An 18,953-nucleotide genomic window follows, 5' to 3' on the forward strand; every position below is an offset into this window, starting at 1 on the left:
CAAACGCCGGCGAGGCTGAAAGATGCGGGAGCGGCAGTGCCGGAGGGGTTTCCCTCTCCCGTACCCCTCAGTACATTGACGCCATGTCTAATACGCCGCTCGCGCCCGCCCCCGTGGAGTCGGAACACATAGACCTCCGGGCACGGAACGTCTCCTTCTCCTGGGAGGACACGCCGCTGCACTGGCTGCCCGGCGAGCCCTTCGCCGGGCACACCATCAACGTGCTGCACCTGCTGCTGCCCGCCGGTGAGCGGTGGTTCGTGCACGTCTACAAGCAGGTGCTCCCCCACGTCACGGACGAGCGGCTGCGGGCGGACGTCGTCGGGTTCATCGGGCAGGAGGCCATGCACGCCGCCGCGCACGACGACGTGCTCCCCCACCTCAAGCGCCTCGGTCTGGACCCCACCCCCTACACCGCGCAGGTCGACTGGCTCTTCGAGAAGCTGCTCGGCGACCGCACCCTGCCGCCCGGACGGGCCCGGAAGTGGTGGCTGATGGAGCGGGTCGCGATGATCGCCGCCATCGAGCACTACACGGCCTTCCTCGGCGACTGGGTGCTCAACGCGAGGGAACTCGACCGGCGCGGGGCCGACCCGATGATGCTGGACCTGCTGCGCTGGCACGGCGCCGAGGAGGTCGAGCACCGCTCCGTCGCCTTCGACCTGTTCATGCACGTCGACGGCAACTACCGCCGCCGGGCCCGGACCTGGGCCACCGCCTTCGCCGCCCTGGTGTTCCTGTGGCAGCGCGGCGCCCGCTTCTTCATGGAGAACGACCCCCTGCGGCCCGGCGCCAAGGCCTCCCTCGGCCAGTTCGTCCGGGCCGGGCGCAAGGGGGTCCTGCCCTCGACGGGGGCGATGCTGAGGTCGATCCCGACGTACCTCTCACGGACGTACCACCCCTCGCAGGAAGGTTCCACCGCCCAGGCCGTGGCCTACCTGGCCTCCTCCCCCGGCGCGAACGGCGGGGTGCGGCCGTGAGGCGGGCCCTGGCCGTCACGGCGGTGGCGGGGGCCGCCGTACTGACCCGGCGGGCGCTGCGCAAGCGCATCGGCCGCTCCCCCCTGTGGCCGCTGCCCGCGCTGGAGACCCCCGTGTCGGGCCACTCCCCGCGGCGCTGGCTGCGCGCCCTGATCGTCTCGCGCAGCGAACCCGCCGAGGGGGTGCTGCGGCTCGTGCTGGAGTCCGGTGAACTGCCGGCCTGGACCCCGGGCGCGCACGTGGACGTACGGCTGCCGTCGGGGCTGGTGCGCCAGTACTCGCTGTGCGGGGACCCGGCCGACGCCGGCCGCTACACCATCGCGGTCCGGCTGGTCGAGGACGGGCGCGGGGGCTCGCGCGAGGCGCACGCCCGGCTGGTGGAGGGCGCCGGGCTGGACGTGCGGGCGCCGCGCAACCGGTTCGAGCTGCTGCCCGCGCCCTCGTACGCCTTCGTCGCGGGGGGCATCGGGATCACCCCGGTCCTGCCCATGCTCCGCGCGGCGACGGAGGCGGGTGCGGACTGGACCCTGCTGTACGGGGGGCGTTCGCGGGCGTCGATGCCGTTCCTGCCCGAACTCGCCGCGTACGGGGAGCGGGTGACGGTCGCCGCGCAGGACGAGGCGGGCCTGCCGGACCTGGCCCCGCTGGCCGGGATCCGGCCGGGCACGCTGGTGTACTGCTGCGGCCCGGAACCGCTGATGCAGGCGGTCCGGGCGGCGGCGCCCGACCCGTCGGCGGTGCACCTGGAGCGGTTCGGCGCGGCGGCGACCGGCCCGGGCCGGCCCTTCACCGTCGAACTCGCCCGCACGGGCGCCACGGTGGAGGTCGGGGCCGGCGAGTCGGCGCTCAGCGCGGTGCGCCGGGTCCTGCCCGACACCCCGTACTCCTGTGAACAGGGCTTCTGCGGCACCTGCCGGCACCGGGTCCTGGCGGGAGCGGTCGACCACCGCGACGAGCTCCTGACGGACGGGGAGCGGGCGGACTCGATGCTGCTGTGCGTCTCCCGCGCCGCCGAGGACCGGCTGACGCTGGACCTCTGAACAAGTGGCCCGCCCTCCCTCGAAGTAGGGTGTTCGCCATGACGACCGGGGTGCGGCGCAGGATGGGTGTCGAGGAGCGGCGGCAGCAGCTGATCGGGGTTGCCCTGGAGCTGTTCAGCCACCGCTCCCCCGACGACGTGTCGATCGACGAGATCGCGGCGGCGGCCGGGATATCCCGGCCGCTCGTCTACCACTACTTCCCGGGCAAGCTGAGCCTGTACGAGGCCGCGCTGCGGCGGGCCGCCGACGAGCTGGCCGAGCGGTTCGTCGAGCCGCAGGAGGGTCCGCTCGGGGCCCGCCTGCTGCGGGTGATGGGCCGGTACTTCGCGTTCGTCGACGACCACGGCCCCGGTTTCTCGGCGTTGTTGCGCGGCGGCCCGGCGGCGGGCAGCAGCCGGGCCAACGCGATGATCGACGAGGTGCGGCAGGCCGCGTACGAGCAGATCCTCGCGCACATCGGGGTGGAGGAGCCGCCCGCCCGCCTGGAGCTGGTGGTGCGGTCGTGGGTGTCGCTGGCCGAGTCGACGGCGCTGCTGTGGCTGGACGGGCGGCGGATCCCGCGGGCCGAGCTGGAGCTCCAGCTGGTGCACGACTTCGCCGCGCTGGCCGCGGTGAGCGCGGCGTACGACGCGGAGATGGCGGGGATCCTCGTACGCATCCTGGCGGGCGAGCCGGCCGACGGGCCCTTCGGGGAACTGGTCGGGCGGCTGGCGGCGCTGGTGCCGGGGCCGCGCGAGGACGCACGGGAGATGTGACGGCCGCCGCCGGGGTGTCCGATGGATCTGCGGGGGACGCCGCGACGCCGCGGAGGTCCGACGGACAGCCGGGTGGGGGCGGGTGGGACCGGGCGGCGCCGCTGGCGATAATGCCCGCGTGATCATTGACGACGGGATCGTGTTCCGGGCGGCCGGGGAGAAGGACGCCGGAATCCTGGTGAAGCTGTACGACCAGGCCGCCCGGTGGATGCGCAAGCAGGGCATCGACCAGTGGAAGCCGGGCGAGAAGGACGCCGCTCACTTCCGCGGGAAGATGCGCGACGGGGAGGTGTGGCTCGCGGCGGACGCCGACGGGCAGGTCGTCGGGGCGTACGAGCTGTGGTGGTCCGACGAGGAGGCATGGGGGGTCCAGCCGCCGGTCGCGGGCTATGTGCACCGGCTGATGGTGGACCGTGAGACGGCCGCGCCGGGAACCGGCCTGCGCATCCTGGAGCACGCCGAGCACCGGATCGCGCGGACCGGGCGGGAGCGGGCGCGGCTGGACTGCGTGTCGACCAACCCGCGGCTGCTGGCGTACTACCAGGGCGCCGGCTACCGGGTCGTGGGCGAGTTCCCGTCGAAGCAGGGCAAGGACGGCCGGGTGTACGGGGTGATCCTCCTGGAGCGGCGCCTCGACGTATGAGACGCGGGGACCAGGGTGGGAGGGCAGGCCCCGGCCGCGGGGCGCCGGCCCGCCGCGCCCGCCGGACCGGGGCGGCTCTCGGCCGTCCGTGCGGGGACCCGTTGTCCGGGTGCCCGGCCCGCCGGTACTGATGGTCGCGACCAGTCGGTACCAGGAGGGGAAAACGATGGGGAATTCCATGGGCAGGTCCGCGGGCGCCGTGTTGGGGCTGGCACTGGCGGGCTTACTGGGGGCCACGGGGGTGGCCGGGGCCCAGCCGCGGCCGTCGGCGCCGAGCGGGAGTGCCGGCGCGGTGGCCGTGGCACCGGCCTCGGTGGTCGCGGACGTCGAGGCGGCGGCCGCCCGGCAGCACGCGCTCGCGCCGGCCGCGCGGGTGGTCTGCTACGCCGCGCACGTGCAGGACATCGGCTGGCAGTCGGCGGTGTGCGACGGCGCCGTGGCCGGTACCACCGGGCAGAGCCGCCGGATGGAGGCGCTGACCGTGGCAACCAGCGGGACGGGCGGGGTCTGTGCCGACGCCCATCTGGCCGACATCGGCTGGCAGGGCTGGCGGTGCGCGGCCGACGGGAAGGCGGTGACGGTCGGCACCACCGGGGAGTCCCGGCAGATGGAGGCGCTGGGCCTCCAGGTCGGCAGCGGCGGCGTGTCGGCGCAGGCGCACGTGGCGGACCTCGGCTGGCTGAACGCGCTCGCCGGGAACCCGGTGTACGTGGGCACGACCGGGCAGGCGCGGCGGATGGAAGCCGTCCGGATCTGGGTCTGAGCCGGACGGCGTGACGGGGTGGTGCCGGGCCGCGGCCGGTACCACCCCGTCTGCGGGCGGGTGCGTCAGGAGCGCTTGAACACCGCGACCGTGCGCGCCGGGGTGGTGAACTCCCCCGTCGCCCGGTCGTACGCCGCCGCCCTGGCCGCCGGGTCGGAGCCGCCCGCCTGGGCCGGGTGCAGGGCGTAGCCGGTGCCGGCGAGGGCGGGGAGGCGCTGGGCCTGGGCGGTGGGTGTGGCGTTGAAGACCACCACCAGGTCGCCGAGGGCCATGGTGAGGACGCCGGGCGTCTCGGCCGGGCCCGACAGCGGGAACGACAGCCGGTCCTGGACCTGCTGGGCCGTGGTGAGGCCGAAGGCGGGTTCGGTCGTGCGGATCCGCAGCAGGTCGCGGTAGGCGGCCGAGGCGCCGTCGATGTCGGCGCAGCCGGGGGCCGGGCCGGTCAGCAGGGACTTGGCGTAGGGCCACTTGGCGCGGTTGTCGGCGGCGGGCGGCAGGCCCCGGCCGAAGCCGTTGCCTTCGCGGCAGTCCCAGTGCAGGGCGTTGAACCAGTCGCCGCTGTCGAAGGAGTTGCGGTCCAGGGACTTCGAGCGGAGCAGGTCGCTGCCCGCCTGGGAGAGGGCCGGGCCCTGGGAGAGGGCGGCCGTGGCCATCGCGAGGACCTGCATGCGGGCCCGGTCGGCGGTGGAGGTGCCGGCGGGGAGCTTGTAGGCCAGGGCGTCGTACAGGGACTCGTTGTCGTGGGCGTCGGCGTAGGCGAGGGCGTCGCCGGGGGCGGCCGCGTAGCCGGCCGGGGCGCCGTTGTAGTCCAGCTCGGAGCCCGAGGTGTGGCGCCCGGTGGAGTCGGTGAAGGCGTACGCGGCCAGGTTGCCGGACAGGCCGACCTTGAGCAGGTCCTGGTCGTGCAGGAGGCGGGCCCGCTGCTGCTCCGGGGTGCCGTTGGCCGGGGAGCCGTTGGGGTCGGTGAACAGGCCGGTGGCGAAGCCCTGGACGCGCGGGTCCTCGTCGAAGGGGCCGCCTCCGCGCACGGCGTCGCGGGCCCGGTCGGAGAAGGTGGCGATGCCGGTTCCGGCCATGTTCTTCTGGGTGGCCTGGACGAACCGGGCGTCGTCGGCGACCTCGCCGAAGTTCCAGCCCTCCCCGTAGAGGACGATCTTCTTCCCGTCGATCCCGTCCTTGGCGACGGTCAGCTCGTCGAGGGCCTTGCGGACGGCGAGGATGTTGGCCTTCGGGTGGTGGCCCATGAGGTCGAAGCGGAAGCCGTCGACCTTGTACTGCCTGGCCCAGGTGACGACGGAGTCCACGACGAGGCGGCCCATCATGGCGTTCTCGGGCGCGGTGTTGGAGCAGCAGGTGGAGGTGGCGACGCTGCCGTCGGCGAGGAGGCGCTGGTAGTAGCCCGGCACGATGCGGTCGAGGACGGACTGGTCGGCCTGCCCGGAGGCGACGGTGTGGTTGTAGACCACGTCCATCACGGTGCGCAGCCCGGCGCCGTTGAGGGACTGCACCATCCGCCGGAACTCGACCGTGCGGGCGGTGCCGTCCGGGTCGCTCGCGTACGAGCCCTCGGGGACGGTGTAGTGCAGCGGGTCGTAGCCCCAGTTGAAGCCGTCCTTGGCGGCGGCGGCCGTCACGCAGGCCTGCTGGGACTCGGAGTCGGGGGCGTAGGAGGTGAGGTCGCAGGCGGGTGCGGTGCGGGCCTTGGGGTCCTCCGGGACGCTGCCGAAGTCGAAGGCCGGGAGCAGGTGGACGTAGGAGGTGCCGGCGGCGGCGAGTTCGCGCAGGTGGCGCATGCCGGCGGAGTCGGTGTCGGTGAAGGCCAGGTACTGGCCGGGGTGCTTGCTGGTGGGGTCCGCGATGGAGAAGTCGCGGATGTGGAGTTCCTGGATCTGGGCGCTGGTGAAGGGGACGGGGGCGGGCTTGCGCAGGTCCTTCCAGCCGGGCGGGGCGAGTTTCGGGTCGGCCAGGTCGATGACCAGGCTCCGGGCGGAGTCGGTGGTCAGGGCGGTGGAGTAGGGGTCGGTGACCAGGTTGCGGACGATCTGGCGGGTGCTGGGCGCCCAGACGGTGACGGCGTAGCGGTAGGGCTTGCCGGTCCAGGAGCGCTCGCCGCGCACCGACCAGACGCCGGTGGTGTCGTCGCGGCGCATGGGGACGGTGCGGCCGTCGAGTTCGAGTTCGACCTGCTGGGCGGTGGGGGCCCAGACGGCGAGGGTGGGGCGGCCGTCCTTGAAGACGGGGCCCAGGGGGGCGTTGGTGGCGTACAGGTCGTCGAGGACGCCGGCGAGCTGGACGCCGGTGGCGGCGAGGACGGCCCCGCCCGCTGCGCGGGCGCTCGCGACGAGCTGGCCGCGCAGGGCCTCGCGGACCCGGTCGCGGTCGCGGGGGTCGACGGTGAAGGCGGTGTACGCGGCCAGGTGCGGGAACTTCTGCTTCTGGGCCGGGGTGAGGGCGGTGCGGGTCAGGCGCAGCCACTGGGCGCCCGCTGCGTGGAGGACTCCGCCCTCGGCCGTGATGCGGCCGTCGCGGGAGGCGAGGAGCTGGGCGGAGGCGGCGGTCGCGGGGGCGTTCCAGGCGAGGGTGTCGCGGTCGATCCAGACGGCCTCGGCCTTGGTGAGGTCGAGGGCGGCGCCGGATCCCGCGGGCTGCGGGAGGAGGTACTTCTCGCGTCCGCCGAGCATCCAGACCTCGTGGCCGGTGGCCTTGAGGTCGAGGGACTGGTCGGAGGGGAGGTCCTTCTCGTCGCCCTTGTGGAGGATGTAGCTCAGGCTGGTCGCGCCGGGTGCGAGGGGGACCTCGTAGACGGCGCCGTAGGGGTCGGTGCGGGCGGGGAGGAGGGGCTTGGACCAGTCGGTGGGGGTGGCGGCGCCGGTCCACACGTGCAGGCCCCAGCCGTCGTAGGCGCCGTCGGGGCGGTGGTAGTGGAGGACGGCCTTGGCCTGGTCCTGGGGCGGGTAGGCGGGGCTGTCGGTGCGGGCGGGTTCCTTGCCCTGTTCCAGCCAGACCTCGGCGCCGCGGGTGAGGTCGAGGGTGCGGTCGGCGGGGACGTCCTTGGTGCCGTCCTTGTCGATGACGAGGTAGCCGAGGGTGGTGGCACCGGGCTTGAGGCGGACGTAGGCGAAGGCGCCGTAGGCGTCGCGGCCGGTGAAGGGGTGGCCCTCGGGCCAGGGCGTGGCCTCGCCGTCGGCGAGGTCGCCCCAGGCGTAGAGGCGCCAGTCGGTGTAGTTCCCGTCGGGGCGGTTGTAGTGGACGACGGCGTAGTCGCGCTGGGTGGCGGTGGGGGGTGTGGGCGGCGGGGTCCGGCCGGCGGTGGTCGCGGCGAGGGCGGAGGCGGTGCGGCCGGTGGTGTCGACGGCCACGGCCTTGTAGCGCAGGGCGGTGCCGGCGGGGGTGGTGGGGTCGAGGGTCTGGGTGACCTTGTAGGGGGCGTGGTCGGCGGAGCCGAGGACCTTCCAGGGGCCGGTGCCGGTCTGGGCGGCGAACACGACGCGGTTGAGCGAGCCGCCCGAGACGTCGGCGGACAGCTCGACGGTGCCGGTGGCGCCGGGGGCCGGGGGCTTGAGGGTGAGGGCGGGCCCGGTGGCGGGGGTGGGGAGGGGGCCGGTGGCCTTCAGGACGGTGGTGGCGAGGGCGGGGACGGTGACGGTGAGTTTGCCGGCCGGGGAGGCGGTGGTCAGGCCGGTGGAGTAGAGGGAGTTGGGGCTGGTGGGCCTGGCGGCGGCGGAGCCGCCGTGGAGGGTGCGGTACCGGGCGCCGGCGGGGGCGTCGAGCTGGACCGTCTTCGGCTCGGTGCCGTTGTTGGCGGCGACCAGGTACTCGGTGCGCGTCTTGGGGTCGGTGCGGGCGAAGGCGTAGACGCCGCCGTCGGAGAGGCGTTCGCTCTGGATGCCGTCGCGCAGGGCCGGGTTGTCCTTCACCAGCTGGGAGAGGGCACTGATCTGCCGGTAGAGCGGGTGCTCCGTGTCGTAGGCGTCGCTCGCGGCGGTGCGGGTGGTGCCCAGCTCGTCGTCGTCGAGGTAGTCGGCGATCCGGGTGGCGAAGAGGGGCTGGCGGGCGTCCTTGTCGCCACCGGAGCCGGTGAAGCCCTGCTCGTCGCCCGAGTACACCACCGGGTTGCCGCGGGAGAGGAACATCAGCTCGTTGGCGAGCCGGTATCGGTCCAGCAGTTCGGCCTCGGCGGCGCCGGGCCGGTCCTGCTTCAGGAAGCTGCCGAAGCGGCCCATGTCGTGGTTGCCGAGGAAGGTCACCTGCTCGTAGGCGTTGGCCTTGTCGGTCGTGTACCGGTAGTCGTCACCGAGGACGGAGGCGAGCCGTGCGGCGGGGGCGCCCTGGGAGGCGTAGGCGCGGACCGCGTCCTGGAACGGGAAGTCGAGGGTGGCGTCGAGGCGGCCGCGGGTCACGTAGGGGGAGGTGACGGCGGTGTCGGCGGAGTAGACCTCCCCGAACATGAAGAAGTCCTTGCGGCCGTGCCTGGCCGCGTACTGGTCGAGGGCCGTGGCCCACTGGGTCCAGAAGTCCATGTCGACGTGCTTGACGGTGTCGATGCGGAAGCCGTCCACGTCGAAGTCGTGGACCCACTTCTCGTAGATCTTCTCCATGCCGCCGACGACCTCGGGGCGCTCGGTCCACAGGTCGTCGAGCCCGGCGAAGTCCCCCTGCTGCGCCGACTCCCCGGCGAAGGTGGAGTCGCCCCGGTTGTGGTACATCGCCGGGTCGTTGAGCCAGGCCGGGGACTTGAGGTCCTTCTTCGCGGCGGGGACGGTGGGGGTGCGGGGGAAGGAGCGGGCGGCGTCGACGGGCGGGAACTTCTTCTTCCCGTCGGAGTAGTCCGCGTCGTCGAAGGGGACGCCGTCCTTGGTGAGGTAGGGGAAGGCGCCCTTGGAGAGGTAGTCGTGGGAGCCCTGCTCGTAGTCGACGACGTCCGCGGTGTGGTTGGTGATGACGTCGAAGAAGACCTTCATCCCCTTGCCGTGCGCCTTGTCGATGAGGCGGGCCAGGTCGGCGTTGGTTCCGAAGTGCGGGTCGACCTGGGTGAAGTCGGTGATCCAGTAGCCGTGGTAGCCGGCGGAGGCGTTCGCCCCGTCGCCCTGCACCGGCTGGTTCTTGAAGATCGGCGCCAGCCAGATGGCGGTGGTGCCGAGCCCCTTGATGTAGTCGAGGCGGTCGGTGATCCCCTTGAGGTCCCCGCCCTGGTAGAAGCCCTTGTCGGTGGGGTCCAGGCCGGTCTGCAGGCGGGTGCCGGTCAGTCCGCCGGTGTCGTTGCGCGGGTCGCCGTTCGCGAAGCGGTCCGGGAGCACGAAGTAGAACTGCTCGCGGGTCAGGTCGTGGCGGGCGGGCTCGGCGGCGAGTTTCGCGTCCGAGGGTGGGGCCGGTGGCGTGGCGGCGGCCGCACTGTGCGGGAGGGCCGGCAGGAGTGCCGCGGCCAGGGCTGCGGCGGCGAGTCCCGCTGCGGGGCGTGTCAAGGGGTCTCTCCTCGGGGAGGGTGGGGGCCGCCCGGCGTGGCAGGGTCAGGGGTGCCGGGCGGCCCTGGTCGGGGGCGCGGGTCAGTTGCGCCAGGTGTCGGTCAGGGTGACCTTGCCGTTGGCCGGGACGGTGGCGGAGCGGTTGGCCCCGCTCTCCCAGGTGACGTTGCCGGAGGCGTCCTTGCGGACGTACTTGTAGGAGAAGGAGGTGCCGGCGGGGAGGGTGACGTCCAGCTTCCACACGGGGTAGGAGGCCGGGTCGAGTTTGAGGGCGGCGCCGGTGTTCCAGTTGCCGAGCTCCGCCCGGTCGCCGGTGACGTAGAGGTCCTGGCCGGGGACGGTGGTGGCGCTGACGGCGAAGGAGGCGCCGGTGGCGGCCGGGGGCGTCCCGGCGGCGGTGCAGGTGCGGGCGCCGGTGTGCAGGGCGAGGGCGGTCTGGGGGGCGAGCGTGGCGGTGAACCGTCCGCCGGAGTCCACGCTCACGGCGCGGCCGCTCTGCACGTCGCAGTAGCTCCCGGCGGGCAGGGAGGTCTGGAAGGTCCGGGTCAGCGGCGAGCCCTCGTGGTTGAGGGCCACGTACGCCTTGGTCCCGCGCCCGAAGGCGATCTGGTTGGCGCCGTCGTCCCACCAGTCGGTGACGCCCTGCCCCCGGGCGGTGTTCCGCAGGCCCACCATGGAGGAGATCTCCGGCCAGGCGTGCTGGCACTTCCACCCGTCGCTGTAACAGGCGTTGACCGTGCCCCCGTTGGGCGGGCCGGCGTCCTTGTCGGTCCACTCGTAGCCGGAGTGCACGTCCGGGGAGCCGTAGGGCCAGGCCAGCATGAAGACGGAGGCGAGGGTGTAGTTCGCGCCGTCCTTGTAGTTGAGGGTGTCGCCGACCCGTTCGGTGTCGTGGTTGTCGACGAACACCGCCGACTGGGCCGAGGGCATGTATCCCCAGCCCTCGCCGAAGTTCTTCAGGTAGGCGAGCTTCTCGCCCTGGAAGACCCGCTTCAGGTCCCGGGCGTACCGGAACTCCTGCACGTCCCCGTTGCCGAGGTATTCGGAGGGCTGCACGGCCTCGCCGGCCCCGTATATCGCCTCCTGCTTCCAGTAGGCGGAGGGGTTGGCGAGGCGGGACTTGATGTTGGCGAGGTCGGCGGCGGGCATGTGCTTGGCGGCGTCGATCCGGAAGCCGTCGACGCCCAGCGACAGCAGGTCGTTGAGGTAGCCGGCGATCCGGCCGCGTACGTACTCCTCGCCGGTGTCGAGGTCGGCGAGCTGGACGAGCTCGCAGTTCTGGACGTTGGCCCGGTTCTGGTAGTCGGAGACGGTGGCCCGGCAGTCGTCCATGTCGGCGCCGGAGTAGAGGCCGGGGTAGTCGTACTTCGTGTACGAGGACCCGCCGGTCCCGATCCCGTCCCCGGCGGCCATGTGGTTGATGACGGAGTCGGCGACGACCTTGACCCCGGCGGTGTGGCAGGTGTCCACCATCCGCTTGAAGGCGGCCCGGTCCCCGAGCCGCCCCGCGATCTTGTAGCTGACGGGCTGGTACGAGGTCCACCACTGGGGGCCCTGAACGTGTTCCTGCGGCGGCGAGACCTGGACGTACCCGTATCCGGCGGGGCCGAGGCTGTCGCTGCAGGCCTTGGCGACGGAGTCGAACCGCCACTCGAAGAGCACGGCGGTGACGTCCTTGTCCCCGGGCGGGGCGGCCTGCGCGGGCGGGGCCTGCGCGGTGAGGGAGGCGGCGGCGAGCGCGACCACCGCGAGCCCGGCTCTGCCGGCGCGCGCGGATACGGATCTGGCCATGTGGGGGCTCCTCCTGGCGGGAAGGCGTGGGGGGTTGCACGCGACCGTAGGGGGCGGCCAGGAGTGTTGCAAGAGCTTGCGCAAGAGATTGCAGAATTGTTTCCGGACCTGCCTCCGCGCCCCGTGCCGGGTTCGCCTAGGTTGGGCGGCATGACTTCTGCGCTTCTCATCGGGTACGACCCGCACGCGATACCGGTACCGGACGTCGACCGGGCGGGTGTCCAGGCAGCCCTCGACGCGGAGTTGGTCCGCTTCGGCGAGCACGGCATCGACGCGGCGATGACAATGATCGTGTGGGACGAGTCGGCCGAGCCCACGCTCATCGCGTCACTGACCGAACGGCCGTGGGACGTCGTGATCGTCGGCGGCGGCATCCGCAAGGCGGAACAGCTGTTTCCCCTGTTCGAGCAGACCATCAACCTGATCCGCCGCCACGCCCCCCAGGCGGCGATCGCGTTCAACACCCACCCCGGCGACAGCGTCGAGGCGGCCCGGCGCTGGCTCTGACCGCGCCGGGCACGCGAACGGGGGGTGGCAGACGCGGACTGCGCGCCTGCCACCCCCCGCGGGGTGTGCGTTACTTGACGTTGACGGCCGTCCAGGCGGCCGCCACCTGCTGGTACTCGACGCCCGTCGAGCCGTACAGGTCGGCCGTCGCCTTCAAGGTCGCCGTGCGGGCGCCCGCGTAGTCGGTGGTCGAGGTCATGTAGGTCGACAGGGCCTTGTACCAGATCTTGTACGCCTTGGTCCGGCCGATGCCCGCGACGGTCGAGCCGTCGTAGGTGGGCGAGTTGTACGCCACGCCGTTGACCGTCTTCGCGCCGCTGCCCTCGGACAGCAGGTAGAAGAAGTGGTTCGCCACGCCCGACGAGTTGTGCACGTCGAGACGGCCCACCGTCCTGGACCAGTAGTCGGCGGAGGCGCCGTCCTTGCTCGGCTTGTCCATGTAGCGCAGCGGGCTGCCGTCGCCCCGGATGTCGATCTTCTCGCCGATGAGGTAGTCACCGGGGTCGGAGGCGTTGTTGGCGAAGAACTCCACCGACGTGCCAAAGATGTCGCTGGTGGCCTCGTTCAGACCGCCGGACTCACGGCTGTAGTTGAGCTTGGCGGTGGCGGCCGTGAGGCCGTGGCTCATCTCGTGACCCGCGACGTCCAGCGCGGTCAGCGGCTTCTGGTTGTTCTGGCCGTCGCCGTAGGTCATGCAGAAGCAGCTGTCGTCCCAGAAGGCGTTGACGTAGGCGTTGCCGTAGTGGACCCGGGAGTAGGCGGCCTTGCCGTCGCCGGCGATGCCGTTGCGGCCGAGCTCGCTCTTGTAGAAGTCCCAGGTGACGGCCGCGCCGTAGTGGGCGTCGACGGCGGCGGTCTGGCGGTTCGCCGGGGTGCCGTCGCCCCACGTGTCGTCGCTGTCGGTGAAGAGGGTGCCCGTGCCCGAGGTGCCGCCGTTGAGGTCGTAGGTCTTGTGGCCGCCGCGCGCCGTGTCGGTCAGGCTGAACGCCGACCCGCTCGGCGCGGTGCCCAGGGTGACCGAGCCGGAGTACTCGCTGGTGCCGATGCCGGTGTCGATGGCCTCGTACGAGTAGAGCTCGGCGCCGGTGGCGGCGTCGGTGATGACGTGCCGCTCGCTGGGGGTGCCGTCGTGCTGGGTGCCCTTGACGACGGCCTCGTAGGCGAAGACCGGCTTGCTGGTCGCGGCCCACACGACCTGGCGCGCCCCTGCGGGCGCCCGCAGGGCGGAACGGGCCCCGGCCGGGGCTATCTTCGCCTCGACCGCCTTGTCGGTCTTGCGGCTGCCGTCCTTCTTCTGGTGGACGACCAGGTCGCCGCCGAGGACGGGCAGGCCCTGGTAGGTGCGCTCGTAGCGGGTGTGGACGGTGCCGTCCGCGTCCTTGACGACGTCACGGGCCACAAGGGCCTCGTCGCCGGCCAGGCCGATGGCACGCGCGGTGGCGGCGGCGGAGTTCTGCGCCTCGCCGATCGCCTGGGCGCGGGCCCCGGCCGACAGGGTGAGGGCGGTGGCACCCGCCTCACGCTCGGCGGAGGCGCTGGCGGAACCGGTCTGAACGGCGATGGCGACCATGGCCGCCGAGGCGACGATCGCGGCGGCACGCAGCGTGCGGGAAGAGGACATGGGGAAAGGTCACTCCTTGGTAGCCGTGGGGGGACTGGCTGAGAGAGTGCCAGGCGAATGGCCGAAGTGACAGGTACGCAACAAGGATTTGACCTGCCGTTGTCCGTTGACCGAAGCACAAGCACCGCTCAACGAACGAAAACCCCCCATTCCGCTTCCCCTCAAACCGAGTTGCTACCAGCCCGGGTCGGCTCCCCCGGCCTTCAGATCACCGGCGGTCGCCCCAGCCGGGTCATCCTCCACACCGTCCGCCATCGGATCGGGCGCCGTGGGAGCGCCCTCGCCTTCCCGCTCCGGCGCGTGCCTACACGTTGGCGATGGCGAGCATGTGGGAGCTCGCGGCAAGGAGGTCGGGGTGGGGTTCCGCGAGCCGGGCCGCCGTCAGTGCCGCCTCGAACATCGGGGTGTCGATGAGGCTGTCCTTGCAGTGCTGCTCCGTGGCCTTCAAGGCAGCCCACACGGGGCCTTCGATTCCGTACACGACCGGATCCGTCAGACCTGCCTCCCGCAACTCCGCCGCCAGGTTCTCGCCGGTGTGGAAGTAGGAGCTGGTGAAGCCTTTGCGGCCGGGTGCGTGGATGCCGGTGACCATGATGTCGGCGACGGCGTCGCGTACGCGGTCGATGGTGAGCATGGTCGTGGCGACGTGCTCGAACAGTGACGCGTACCGTCCGATCGCCGCCGCTGCGATGAGACCGCCGGGGCGTACGACCCGGGCCGCCTCGCGCAGGGCCCGGATGCGGTCGTCATGGTCGAGGAGGTGGTAGAGCGGCCCCAGTACCAGCGCGACGTCGTAGGAGTCGTCCTCGGCGTCCAGCGCGCGGGCGTCACCGATCCGGGCCGTGAAACCGGCGGCCGTGGCTTCTTCGACATGGCGCGGTACGGGGTCGACGAGGTCAACGTCATAGCCGTCCTTCAGCAGCCATCGTGCGTGAGCCCCGGGGCCGGCGCCGATGTCGATGATTCGGGCGGGCGCAGCGGGCAGATGGCGCCTCAGAAGCTCTTGGGTGCGGACCATTTCCAGGACGCCGTCGGCGCTGCTGCTCAGCCGTTCGGACTCACTGATGGTCTCGCTGTAGAAGGCGATGATCTCGGGACCTACGGAAGGTGCGGTCATGCCGATGATTTTGGACCCTGGCGGGGGCGGCCGGTACCCCCCTAGCCTGACCGGTCAACCGGTCAACTCTTTTGTCGAGGAACGCACATGCCGATTCTGAAGTACGAACAGATCGCGGAGAGCCTGCGCCGCCGGATCGCCGACGGCGAATTCGGGCCCGGCGCCCTGCTGCCGTCCAGCCGGGACCTGTGCGAACAGTGGGCCGTCTCGCGAGCCACCGCCGTCAAGGCCATGGACGTCCTGCGGGCCGACGGTCTCGTGGTGCCGCACCAGGGGCGCGGATTCTCGGTGGCGGAAACCCCCGTGGCGCGGCCGGCGGGCAACCGGGGTGCGGGAACCAGCCGGATCCAGGGAGGCATGCCGTTCAGGCGGATCGGTGCGCCGGAGATGCTGGTGCCGCCTTCGCATATCGCCGACGCGCTCGGCCTGGAATCCGGCGCACGGGCCCTGCACCGCGCCCGGCTGACGCTGATCGACGACAACCACCCCCACTCGTACACCGCAGCCTGGTTCCCGCCGGACATCGCGGAGGCGTGCCCGCGTCTGCACCAGGGCGGCCCGATCGCGGAGGGGACCACGCACTACGTCCGCCGCACCACTGGGCGCGGCCCCGTACAGGGCTTGGACGTCACCACGGTCCGGCTGGCCACCAGCAGTGAGGCCGAACACCTCCAGGTGAAACGGCCCTGCGCGGTGGCCGTCGTTCTGCACACCGCCTATGACCAGGACGGGAAGCAACTGGTCTGCGAGGAGGGTGTTACGCCATCCGGGTTGTGGGAGCGCACCGACAACTACACGATGGGCCAAGGGGATTGACTGGACCGGTGGACCGGTCCAGTCTGGTGCGCACGGCGGGACGCACACAGCGTGAGCGCCCCGCCACCTTCCCGGGTCTCAGCCGCTGCACAAGCTGACCCGGGCTCCCTCGCGCAACGGTCCGCGGGTCCTCACCTTCATGCCGCCCCCGCGGCCCGATGCGTTCCCCTCTCGGAGAGGAGCACCACCGTGAGCACCTCCGAACTCCCGCGCCGCAAGCCCGGAGCCAGCGGACGCGCCGTCGCCATACAGGAACCGTCCCCCGGGGCGCCGAGCCGGGCGCTGCGCGTCCGCGCGGCCGGCGGCTGGGAGAAGTTCATGCGCCGCGCCGATTTTCTCGAAGGCGGTGACCGTGTCCCGTCCCGGCCGTGACCGCCAGCGCCAGACGATCCCCGGCTGGGTCACCGAGGGGACCGCCATCACCGATCCCCTCGAAGGCCGTAACGGCATCGTGCAGTGGATCGGCGAGTGGGAGGATCCCCAGACCCGCGTCGTCATGGCCAACGCGGTGTTCGTCCGCCCTCCCGGCGGCGGCAGGGAGTGGGTGGTCAAGGACCCCTCCAGCCTCGAACGGGCCTGACCCCGCAGACTGCCGCGCCGCCTCACGCCATCCGAAGGGACCGCCTCTCCCGCGCCTGGTCCGCCCGCCACTCGGCCCCCGACCACCGCGAGGTCGTCGGCGCGCTGCTACCCGGCCTGATCCGGGACGCGCAGGCCTCCGTCCGCGAGGCCGAAACGGTCGCCGACCGCAAAGCGGCACAAGCCCGCCTGGCGGAGACCTACTTCCTCGCGCAGTTCTTCTGCGCCTACCAGCCCGACGCCCCCCTGGTCTGGCGGGTCGCCGAACGCGGCATGACAGCGGCCCAGGACTCGGAGGACCCGCACGCCATCGGCCTGGCGGCCTGGCTCACCACCCAGGCCCACCGCGACAGTGCCCACTACGAGGCCGCCGACGCCGTCACCCTCGAAACCCTCCGCTACCTGACCCCGCTCCTCCCCGACGCCACCGCAGACGTACGGGCCGTGGCAGGCGCACTCACCGCCGAAGCCGGCCTGACGGCGGCCCGGCGCGGCGAAACCGGGACCGCCTGGCACCACTGGGAGCAGGCCCGCCTCCTGACGGAAACCCTTCCCCCCGCCTACTTCCACCCGGTCACGAGCTTCTCCCGGGCGGTCATCGGCGCCCACGCCGTCACCGTGGCCGTGGAACTCCACGCGGGCGGCGAATCAGTCCGCCAGTCCGCCCGCGCCGAGGCCGAGACGATCCCCTCCCGCCCCCGACGGGCCCGTCACCGCATCGAACAGGCCCGCGCCTACCACCTGGACGCCCAGCCCGACGTAGCCCTGGCCACGCTCGCCCAGGCCCACGAAACAGCCTCCGACACCGTCCGCTACAACGGCTACGCCCGCAGGATCATCCTGGAAGAAACAGAAGCCAAATCCCCCTCCCGCCGCCGCCGAGCCTCCGACCTGGCAGCCCACCTGGGCCTCCTCACTGCCTGAGCAGGCACCGGCCCGAAGGGCCCGTGGCCTCCGGATAGTGTTTCCGGTGTCGAGTCAGAACGGAGCACCAGCATGCACGCTCTCCCGCACGACCACACCGGCGCACGCATCAAGCGCCTCCGCCTGCAGCACGGCCTCACCCAGAAGGCGCTCTCCGATCTCTCCCAAGTCCCGTACTCCACCCTGACGAAGGCGGAGCAGGGCGTGAAGCCGGCGTCGCCGTATGTCATCGCCCAGGTCGCCCGGGCCCTCCGTGTCGACGTCGCCACGGTCCTCGGCCAGCCGTACGCCGCCGAACTCCGCGAGGACCAATTGGACGTCCTCGTACAGCCGATCCGCGAAGCCCTGGACGTGTACGACCTCGGCGCCGACCCCGAGATCACCCCGCGCCCTCATCAACTCCTCTCCGACGACGCCGAATCGCTCCTCATCGCCGTCCGGGCGGGAGAGATCAAGCGGGCGGCCGCCGCCGTTCCCGGCCTCATCCTGGAGGCCACCACCTCCGCACACGCGGCACCCGGCCACGAACGCTGGCTCCTGCTGGCCAGCACCTACCGGACCGCCTACGACGTCGCCACCAAACTGGGCTACGGCGACCTGGCGACCATCGCTCTGGCCCGCATGGACTGGGCCGCCGAACGAGCCTCCAGCGCCGCCCTCGGCGGCATCTACCGGTACATGCGCGCCCTCACCTACCTCCGCGACGGCCAATACCGCACCGGCCAGCGCCTCACCGCCCTGGGCCTGAGCCTTCTGGAGCAGGCCGACCCGGGCCAGGAGCGTGAGGTAGTGACGGGCCAACTGCACCTCGGCGCGTCGGTCATGGCCGGCCGCTCCAAGGACAGGGCGACCGCCGAGGTCCACCTGTCCGAGGCCGAGCGGATCGCCACGCGCACCGGCGAAGCACCCACCATGCACTACCTGTCCTTCGGCCCCACCAACGTGAAGGTCCATCGGGTGAGCGTCCTGGCCGAGCTGGACGAGTACGGCGACGCCGCACGAACCGGTCGCTCCCTCCAGATCCCACAGGACTGGCCAAAGTCAAGAAAGGCCCACCATTACGCCGAGCTCGCGCGAGCACACCTCTGGACCGGCGATCTGGACGCCTCGTTCGACAACCTGCTCCGCGCCCGGAAGGCCGCCCCGCAGCAGGCGCGCTACCACCAGACGGTGAGAGACACCTACACCGGCCTGGAGGCCGCTCGCCGCCAGCTGCCCGACAGCTTCCTCTCCTACGGCACCTGGCTGGGTGTCTAGCAGCACCCTGTAAGGCCCTGGCCCCGACTATCACCAACGCGTGTCAGTCGGGGCCTTCTCACACCCCCACTCTGGTCACCTCATCCGCTGACAACGGCAGGGAGTGGCCCATGACCAGCCACATCACACACAGCTGCGCCCGCAAGGCGCCTAGTTCCGAAACCTCAGACAATCCCTCGACCCGTGTGACGGTCATAGACACCCCCGGCACCGACCTGCTCACCCGCGCCCGCACCGGCTGGCAGCGCTTCCTCGACACCTTCGAGGAGCCACCCCATGAGTAACCAGTACGAGTACGTCCCCCACCGCCTCCTGCGCCGCCGCGTCCGCGACATCGCTTCCGGCGTCGAAGGGGAGCTGATGGCCGTGATCAACGAGAACGTCTCGGACTCGGACACCTACGAGCACTGGATGGAACTGGCGTACATCCGGAACGCCTCCGGCCGCGAATTCACGACCGCCGTCGCCAACGTCCAGCCCGCCTATGAACAACCCCAGACGGCCGACAGCCGCCGAAACGAGCGGAGCGCGTAGCGATCTGTCGCGCCTGGGGGCTCCGCACAGGCCGATGTGTTCGTCATTTGCCGCAGGTACCAGCCCCAGACGACCGCCGGACGCCGAGACGGGAGAAGCGCGTAGCGATCTGTCGCGGGCGGCGGCGCCGCTTGCCGCTGATGTCGACCCGGATGCCAGGCGAG

Annotated in this window: 16 protein-coding genes; 12 read left to right on the top strand and 4 right to left on the bottom strand. The window is 72.1% G+C overall.

Going from position 1 to position 18,953, the window contains the following annotated elements; translation table 11 throughout:
* The first annotated feature begins 83 nt into the window (after positions 1–83).
* The 5 genes from B4U46_RS10750 to B4U46_RS10770 all read left to right on the top strand — a co-directional run bounded on the left by B4U46_RS10750 (position 84) and on the right by B4U46_RS10770 (position 4,181).
* Positions 84–980: a metal-dependent hydrolase gene (locus B4U46_RS10750; RefSeq protein ID WP_079426382.1), complete on the top strand. Its 897-nt coding sequence runs from the start codon at positions 84–86 to the stop codon at positions 978–980.
* A complete protein-coding gene (locus tag B4U46_RS10755; protein ID WP_079426384.1) occupies positions 977–2,020 on the top strand; it encodes a PDR/VanB family oxidoreductase in 1,044 nt (347 codons plus the stop codon). The genes B4U46_RS10750 and B4U46_RS10755 overlap by 4 nt, the downstream gene beginning before the upstream one ends.
* 38 nt (positions 2,021–2,058) lie before the next feature.
* On the top strand, positions 2,059–2,775 hold the full coding sequence (locus B4U46_RS10760; protein ID WP_079426386.1) for a TetR/AcrR family transcriptional regulator: 717 nt from the start codon (positions 2,059–2,061) through the stop codon (positions 2,773–2,775).
* Positions 2,776–2,893: 118 nt separating this feature from the next.
* Positions 2,894–3,418: a GNAT family N-acetyltransferase gene (locus B4U46_RS10765; RefSeq protein ID WP_079426388.1), complete on the top strand. Its 525-nt coding sequence runs from the start codon at positions 2,894–2,896 to the stop codon at positions 3,416–3,418.
* Between the two features lie 292 nt (positions 3,419–3,710).
* Complete coding sequence (locus tag B4U46_RS10770; RefSeq protein WP_237292790.1) at positions 3,711–4,181, top strand: hypothetical protein; 471 nt, start codon at positions 3,711–3,713, stop codon at positions 4,179–4,181.
* 65 nt (positions 4,182–4,246) lie between these two features.
* On the opposite strand, the gene pulA is transcribed toward B4U46_RS10770, so the two are convergent.
* Complete coding sequence (gene pulA, locus B4U46_RS10775; RefSeq protein ID WP_079426392.1) at positions 4,247–9,643, bottom strand: pullulanase-type alpha-1,6-glucosidase; 5,397 nt, start codon at positions 9,641–9,643, stop codon at positions 4,247–4,249.
* Positions 9,644–9,724: 81 nt separating this feature from the next.
* Positions 9,725–11,434 (bottom strand): carbohydrate-binding module family 20 domain-containing protein, encoded by a 1,710-nt coding sequence (locus B4U46_RS10780; RefSeq protein ID WP_079426394.1) that lies wholly within the window; start codon positions 11,432–11,434, stop codon positions 9,725–9,727.
* Positions 11,435–11,584: 150 nt separating this feature from the next.
* Between B4U46_RS10780 and B4U46_RS10785 the strand changes: the two genes are divergently transcribed.
* A complete protein-coding gene (locus B4U46_RS10785) occupies positions 11,585–11,941 on the top strand; it encodes a hypothetical protein (RefSeq protein ID WP_079426396.1) in 357 nt (118 codons plus the stop codon).
* 70 nt (positions 11,942–12,011) lie between these two features.
* Here B4U46_RS10785 and B4U46_RS10790 read toward each other — a convergent pair whose 3' ends face one another.
* Together B4U46_RS10790 and B4U46_RS10795 are read right to left on the bottom strand one after the other, a co-directional pair.
* The gene (locus B4U46_RS10790) at positions 12,012–13,562 is read right to left on the bottom strand and encodes a M4 family metallopeptidase (protein ID WP_079426398.1); all 1,551 of its coding nucleotides are present in this window, start codon (positions 13,560–13,562) and stop codon (positions 12,012–12,014) included.
* A 304-nt stretch (positions 13,563–13,866) separates the two neighbouring features.
* A complete protein-coding gene (locus tag B4U46_RS10795; protein ID WP_079426400.1) occupies positions 13,867–14,679 on the bottom strand; it encodes a class I SAM-dependent methyltransferase in 813 nt (270 codons plus the stop codon).
* A gap of 87 nt (positions 14,680–14,766) precedes the next feature.
* On the opposite strand from B4U46_RS10795, the gene B4U46_RS10800 reads away from it, so the two are divergent.
* The 6 genes from B4U46_RS10800 to B4U46_RS10825 all read left to right on the top strand — a co-directional run bounded on the left by B4U46_RS10800 (position 14,767) and on the right by B4U46_RS10825 (position 18,789).
* Positions 14,767–15,495 carry a GntR family transcriptional regulator gene (locus B4U46_RS10800; protein WP_079426402.1) on the top strand — a complete coding sequence of 243 codons (729 nt, stop codon included), beginning with the start codon at positions 14,767–14,769 and terminating at the stop codon, positions 15,493–15,495.
* 189 nt (positions 15,496–15,684) lie between these two features.
* On the top strand, positions 15,685–15,867 hold the full coding sequence (locus B4U46_RS10805) for a hypothetical protein (RefSeq protein ID WP_079426404.1): 183 nt from the start codon (positions 15,685–15,687) through the stop codon (positions 15,865–15,867).
* Positions 15,848–16,075 carry a hypothetical protein gene (locus B4U46_RS10810; RefSeq protein WP_079431684.1) on the top strand — a complete coding sequence of 76 codons (228 nt, stop codon included), beginning with the start codon at positions 15,848–15,850 and terminating at the stop codon, positions 16,073–16,075. The genes B4U46_RS10805 and B4U46_RS10810 overlap by 20 nt, the downstream gene beginning before the upstream one ends.
* Positions 16,036–16,998, top strand: coding sequence for an XRE family transcriptional regulator (locus tag B4U46_RS10815; RefSeq protein WP_185117266.1), 963 nt, complete (start codon positions 16,036–16,038; stop codon positions 16,996–16,998). Before B4U46_RS10810 ends, B4U46_RS10815 begins: the two co-directional genes overlap by 40 nt.
* A gap of 72 nt (positions 16,999–17,070) precedes the next feature.
* Entirely contained in the window at positions 17,071–18,255 is a 1,185-nt protein-coding gene (locus B4U46_RS10820; protein ID WP_079426406.1) for a helix-turn-helix domain-containing protein, read from the top strand.
* A gap of 276 nt (positions 18,256–18,531) precedes the next feature.
* Positions 18,532–18,789, top strand: coding sequence for a hypothetical protein (locus B4U46_RS10825; RefSeq protein ID WP_079426408.1), 258 nt, complete (start codon positions 18,532–18,534; stop codon positions 18,787–18,789).
* Positions 18,790–18,953 lie beyond the last annotated feature (164 nt).

It is taken from the genome of Streptomyces katrae, assembly GCF_002028425.1.
In the GTDB taxonomy this organism is placed as follows: Bacteria; Actinomycetota; Actinomycetes; order Streptomycetales; family Streptomycetaceae; genus Streptomyces; species Streptomyces katrae_A.

Excerpts from the sequence above, each read along its gene's own strand:
- B4U46_RS10790 (WP_079426398.1), bottom strand. The coding sequence starts at position 13,562 with ATGTCCTCTTCCCGCACGCTGCGTGCCGCCGCGATCGTCGCCTCGGCG.
- B4U46_RS10780 (WP_079426394.1), bottom strand. The coding sequence starts at position 11,434 with ATGGCCAGATCCGTATCCGCGCGCGCCGGCAGAGCCGGGCTCGCGGTG.
- B4U46_RS10760 (WP_079426386.1), top strand. The coding sequence starts at position 2,059 with ATGACGACCGGGGTGCGGCGCAGGATGGGTGTCGAGGAGCGGCGGCAG.
- B4U46_RS10820 (WP_079426406.1), top strand. The coding sequence starts at position 17,071 with ATGCACGCTCTCCCGCACGACCACACCGGCGCACGCATCAAGCGCCTC.
- B4U46_RS10800 (WP_079426402.1), top strand. The coding sequence starts at position 14,767 with ATGCCGATTCTGAAGTACGAACAGATCGCGGAGAGCCTGCGCCGCCGG.
- B4U46_RS10785 (WP_079426396.1), top strand. The coding sequence starts at position 11,585 with ATGACTTCTGCGCTTCTCATCGGGTACGACCCGCACGCGATACCGGTA.
- B4U46_RS10750 (WP_079426382.1), top strand. The coding sequence starts at position 84 with ATGTCTAATACGCCGCTCGCGCCCGCCCCCGTGGAGTCGGAACACATA.
- B4U46_RS10795 (WP_079426400.1), bottom strand. The coding sequence starts at position 14,679 with ATGACCGCACCTTCCGTAGGTCCCGAGATCATCGCCTTCTACAGCGAG.
- B4U46_RS10825 (WP_079426408.1), top strand. The coding sequence starts at position 18,532 with ATGAGTAACCAGTACGAGTACGTCCCCCACCGCCTCCTGCGCCGCCGC.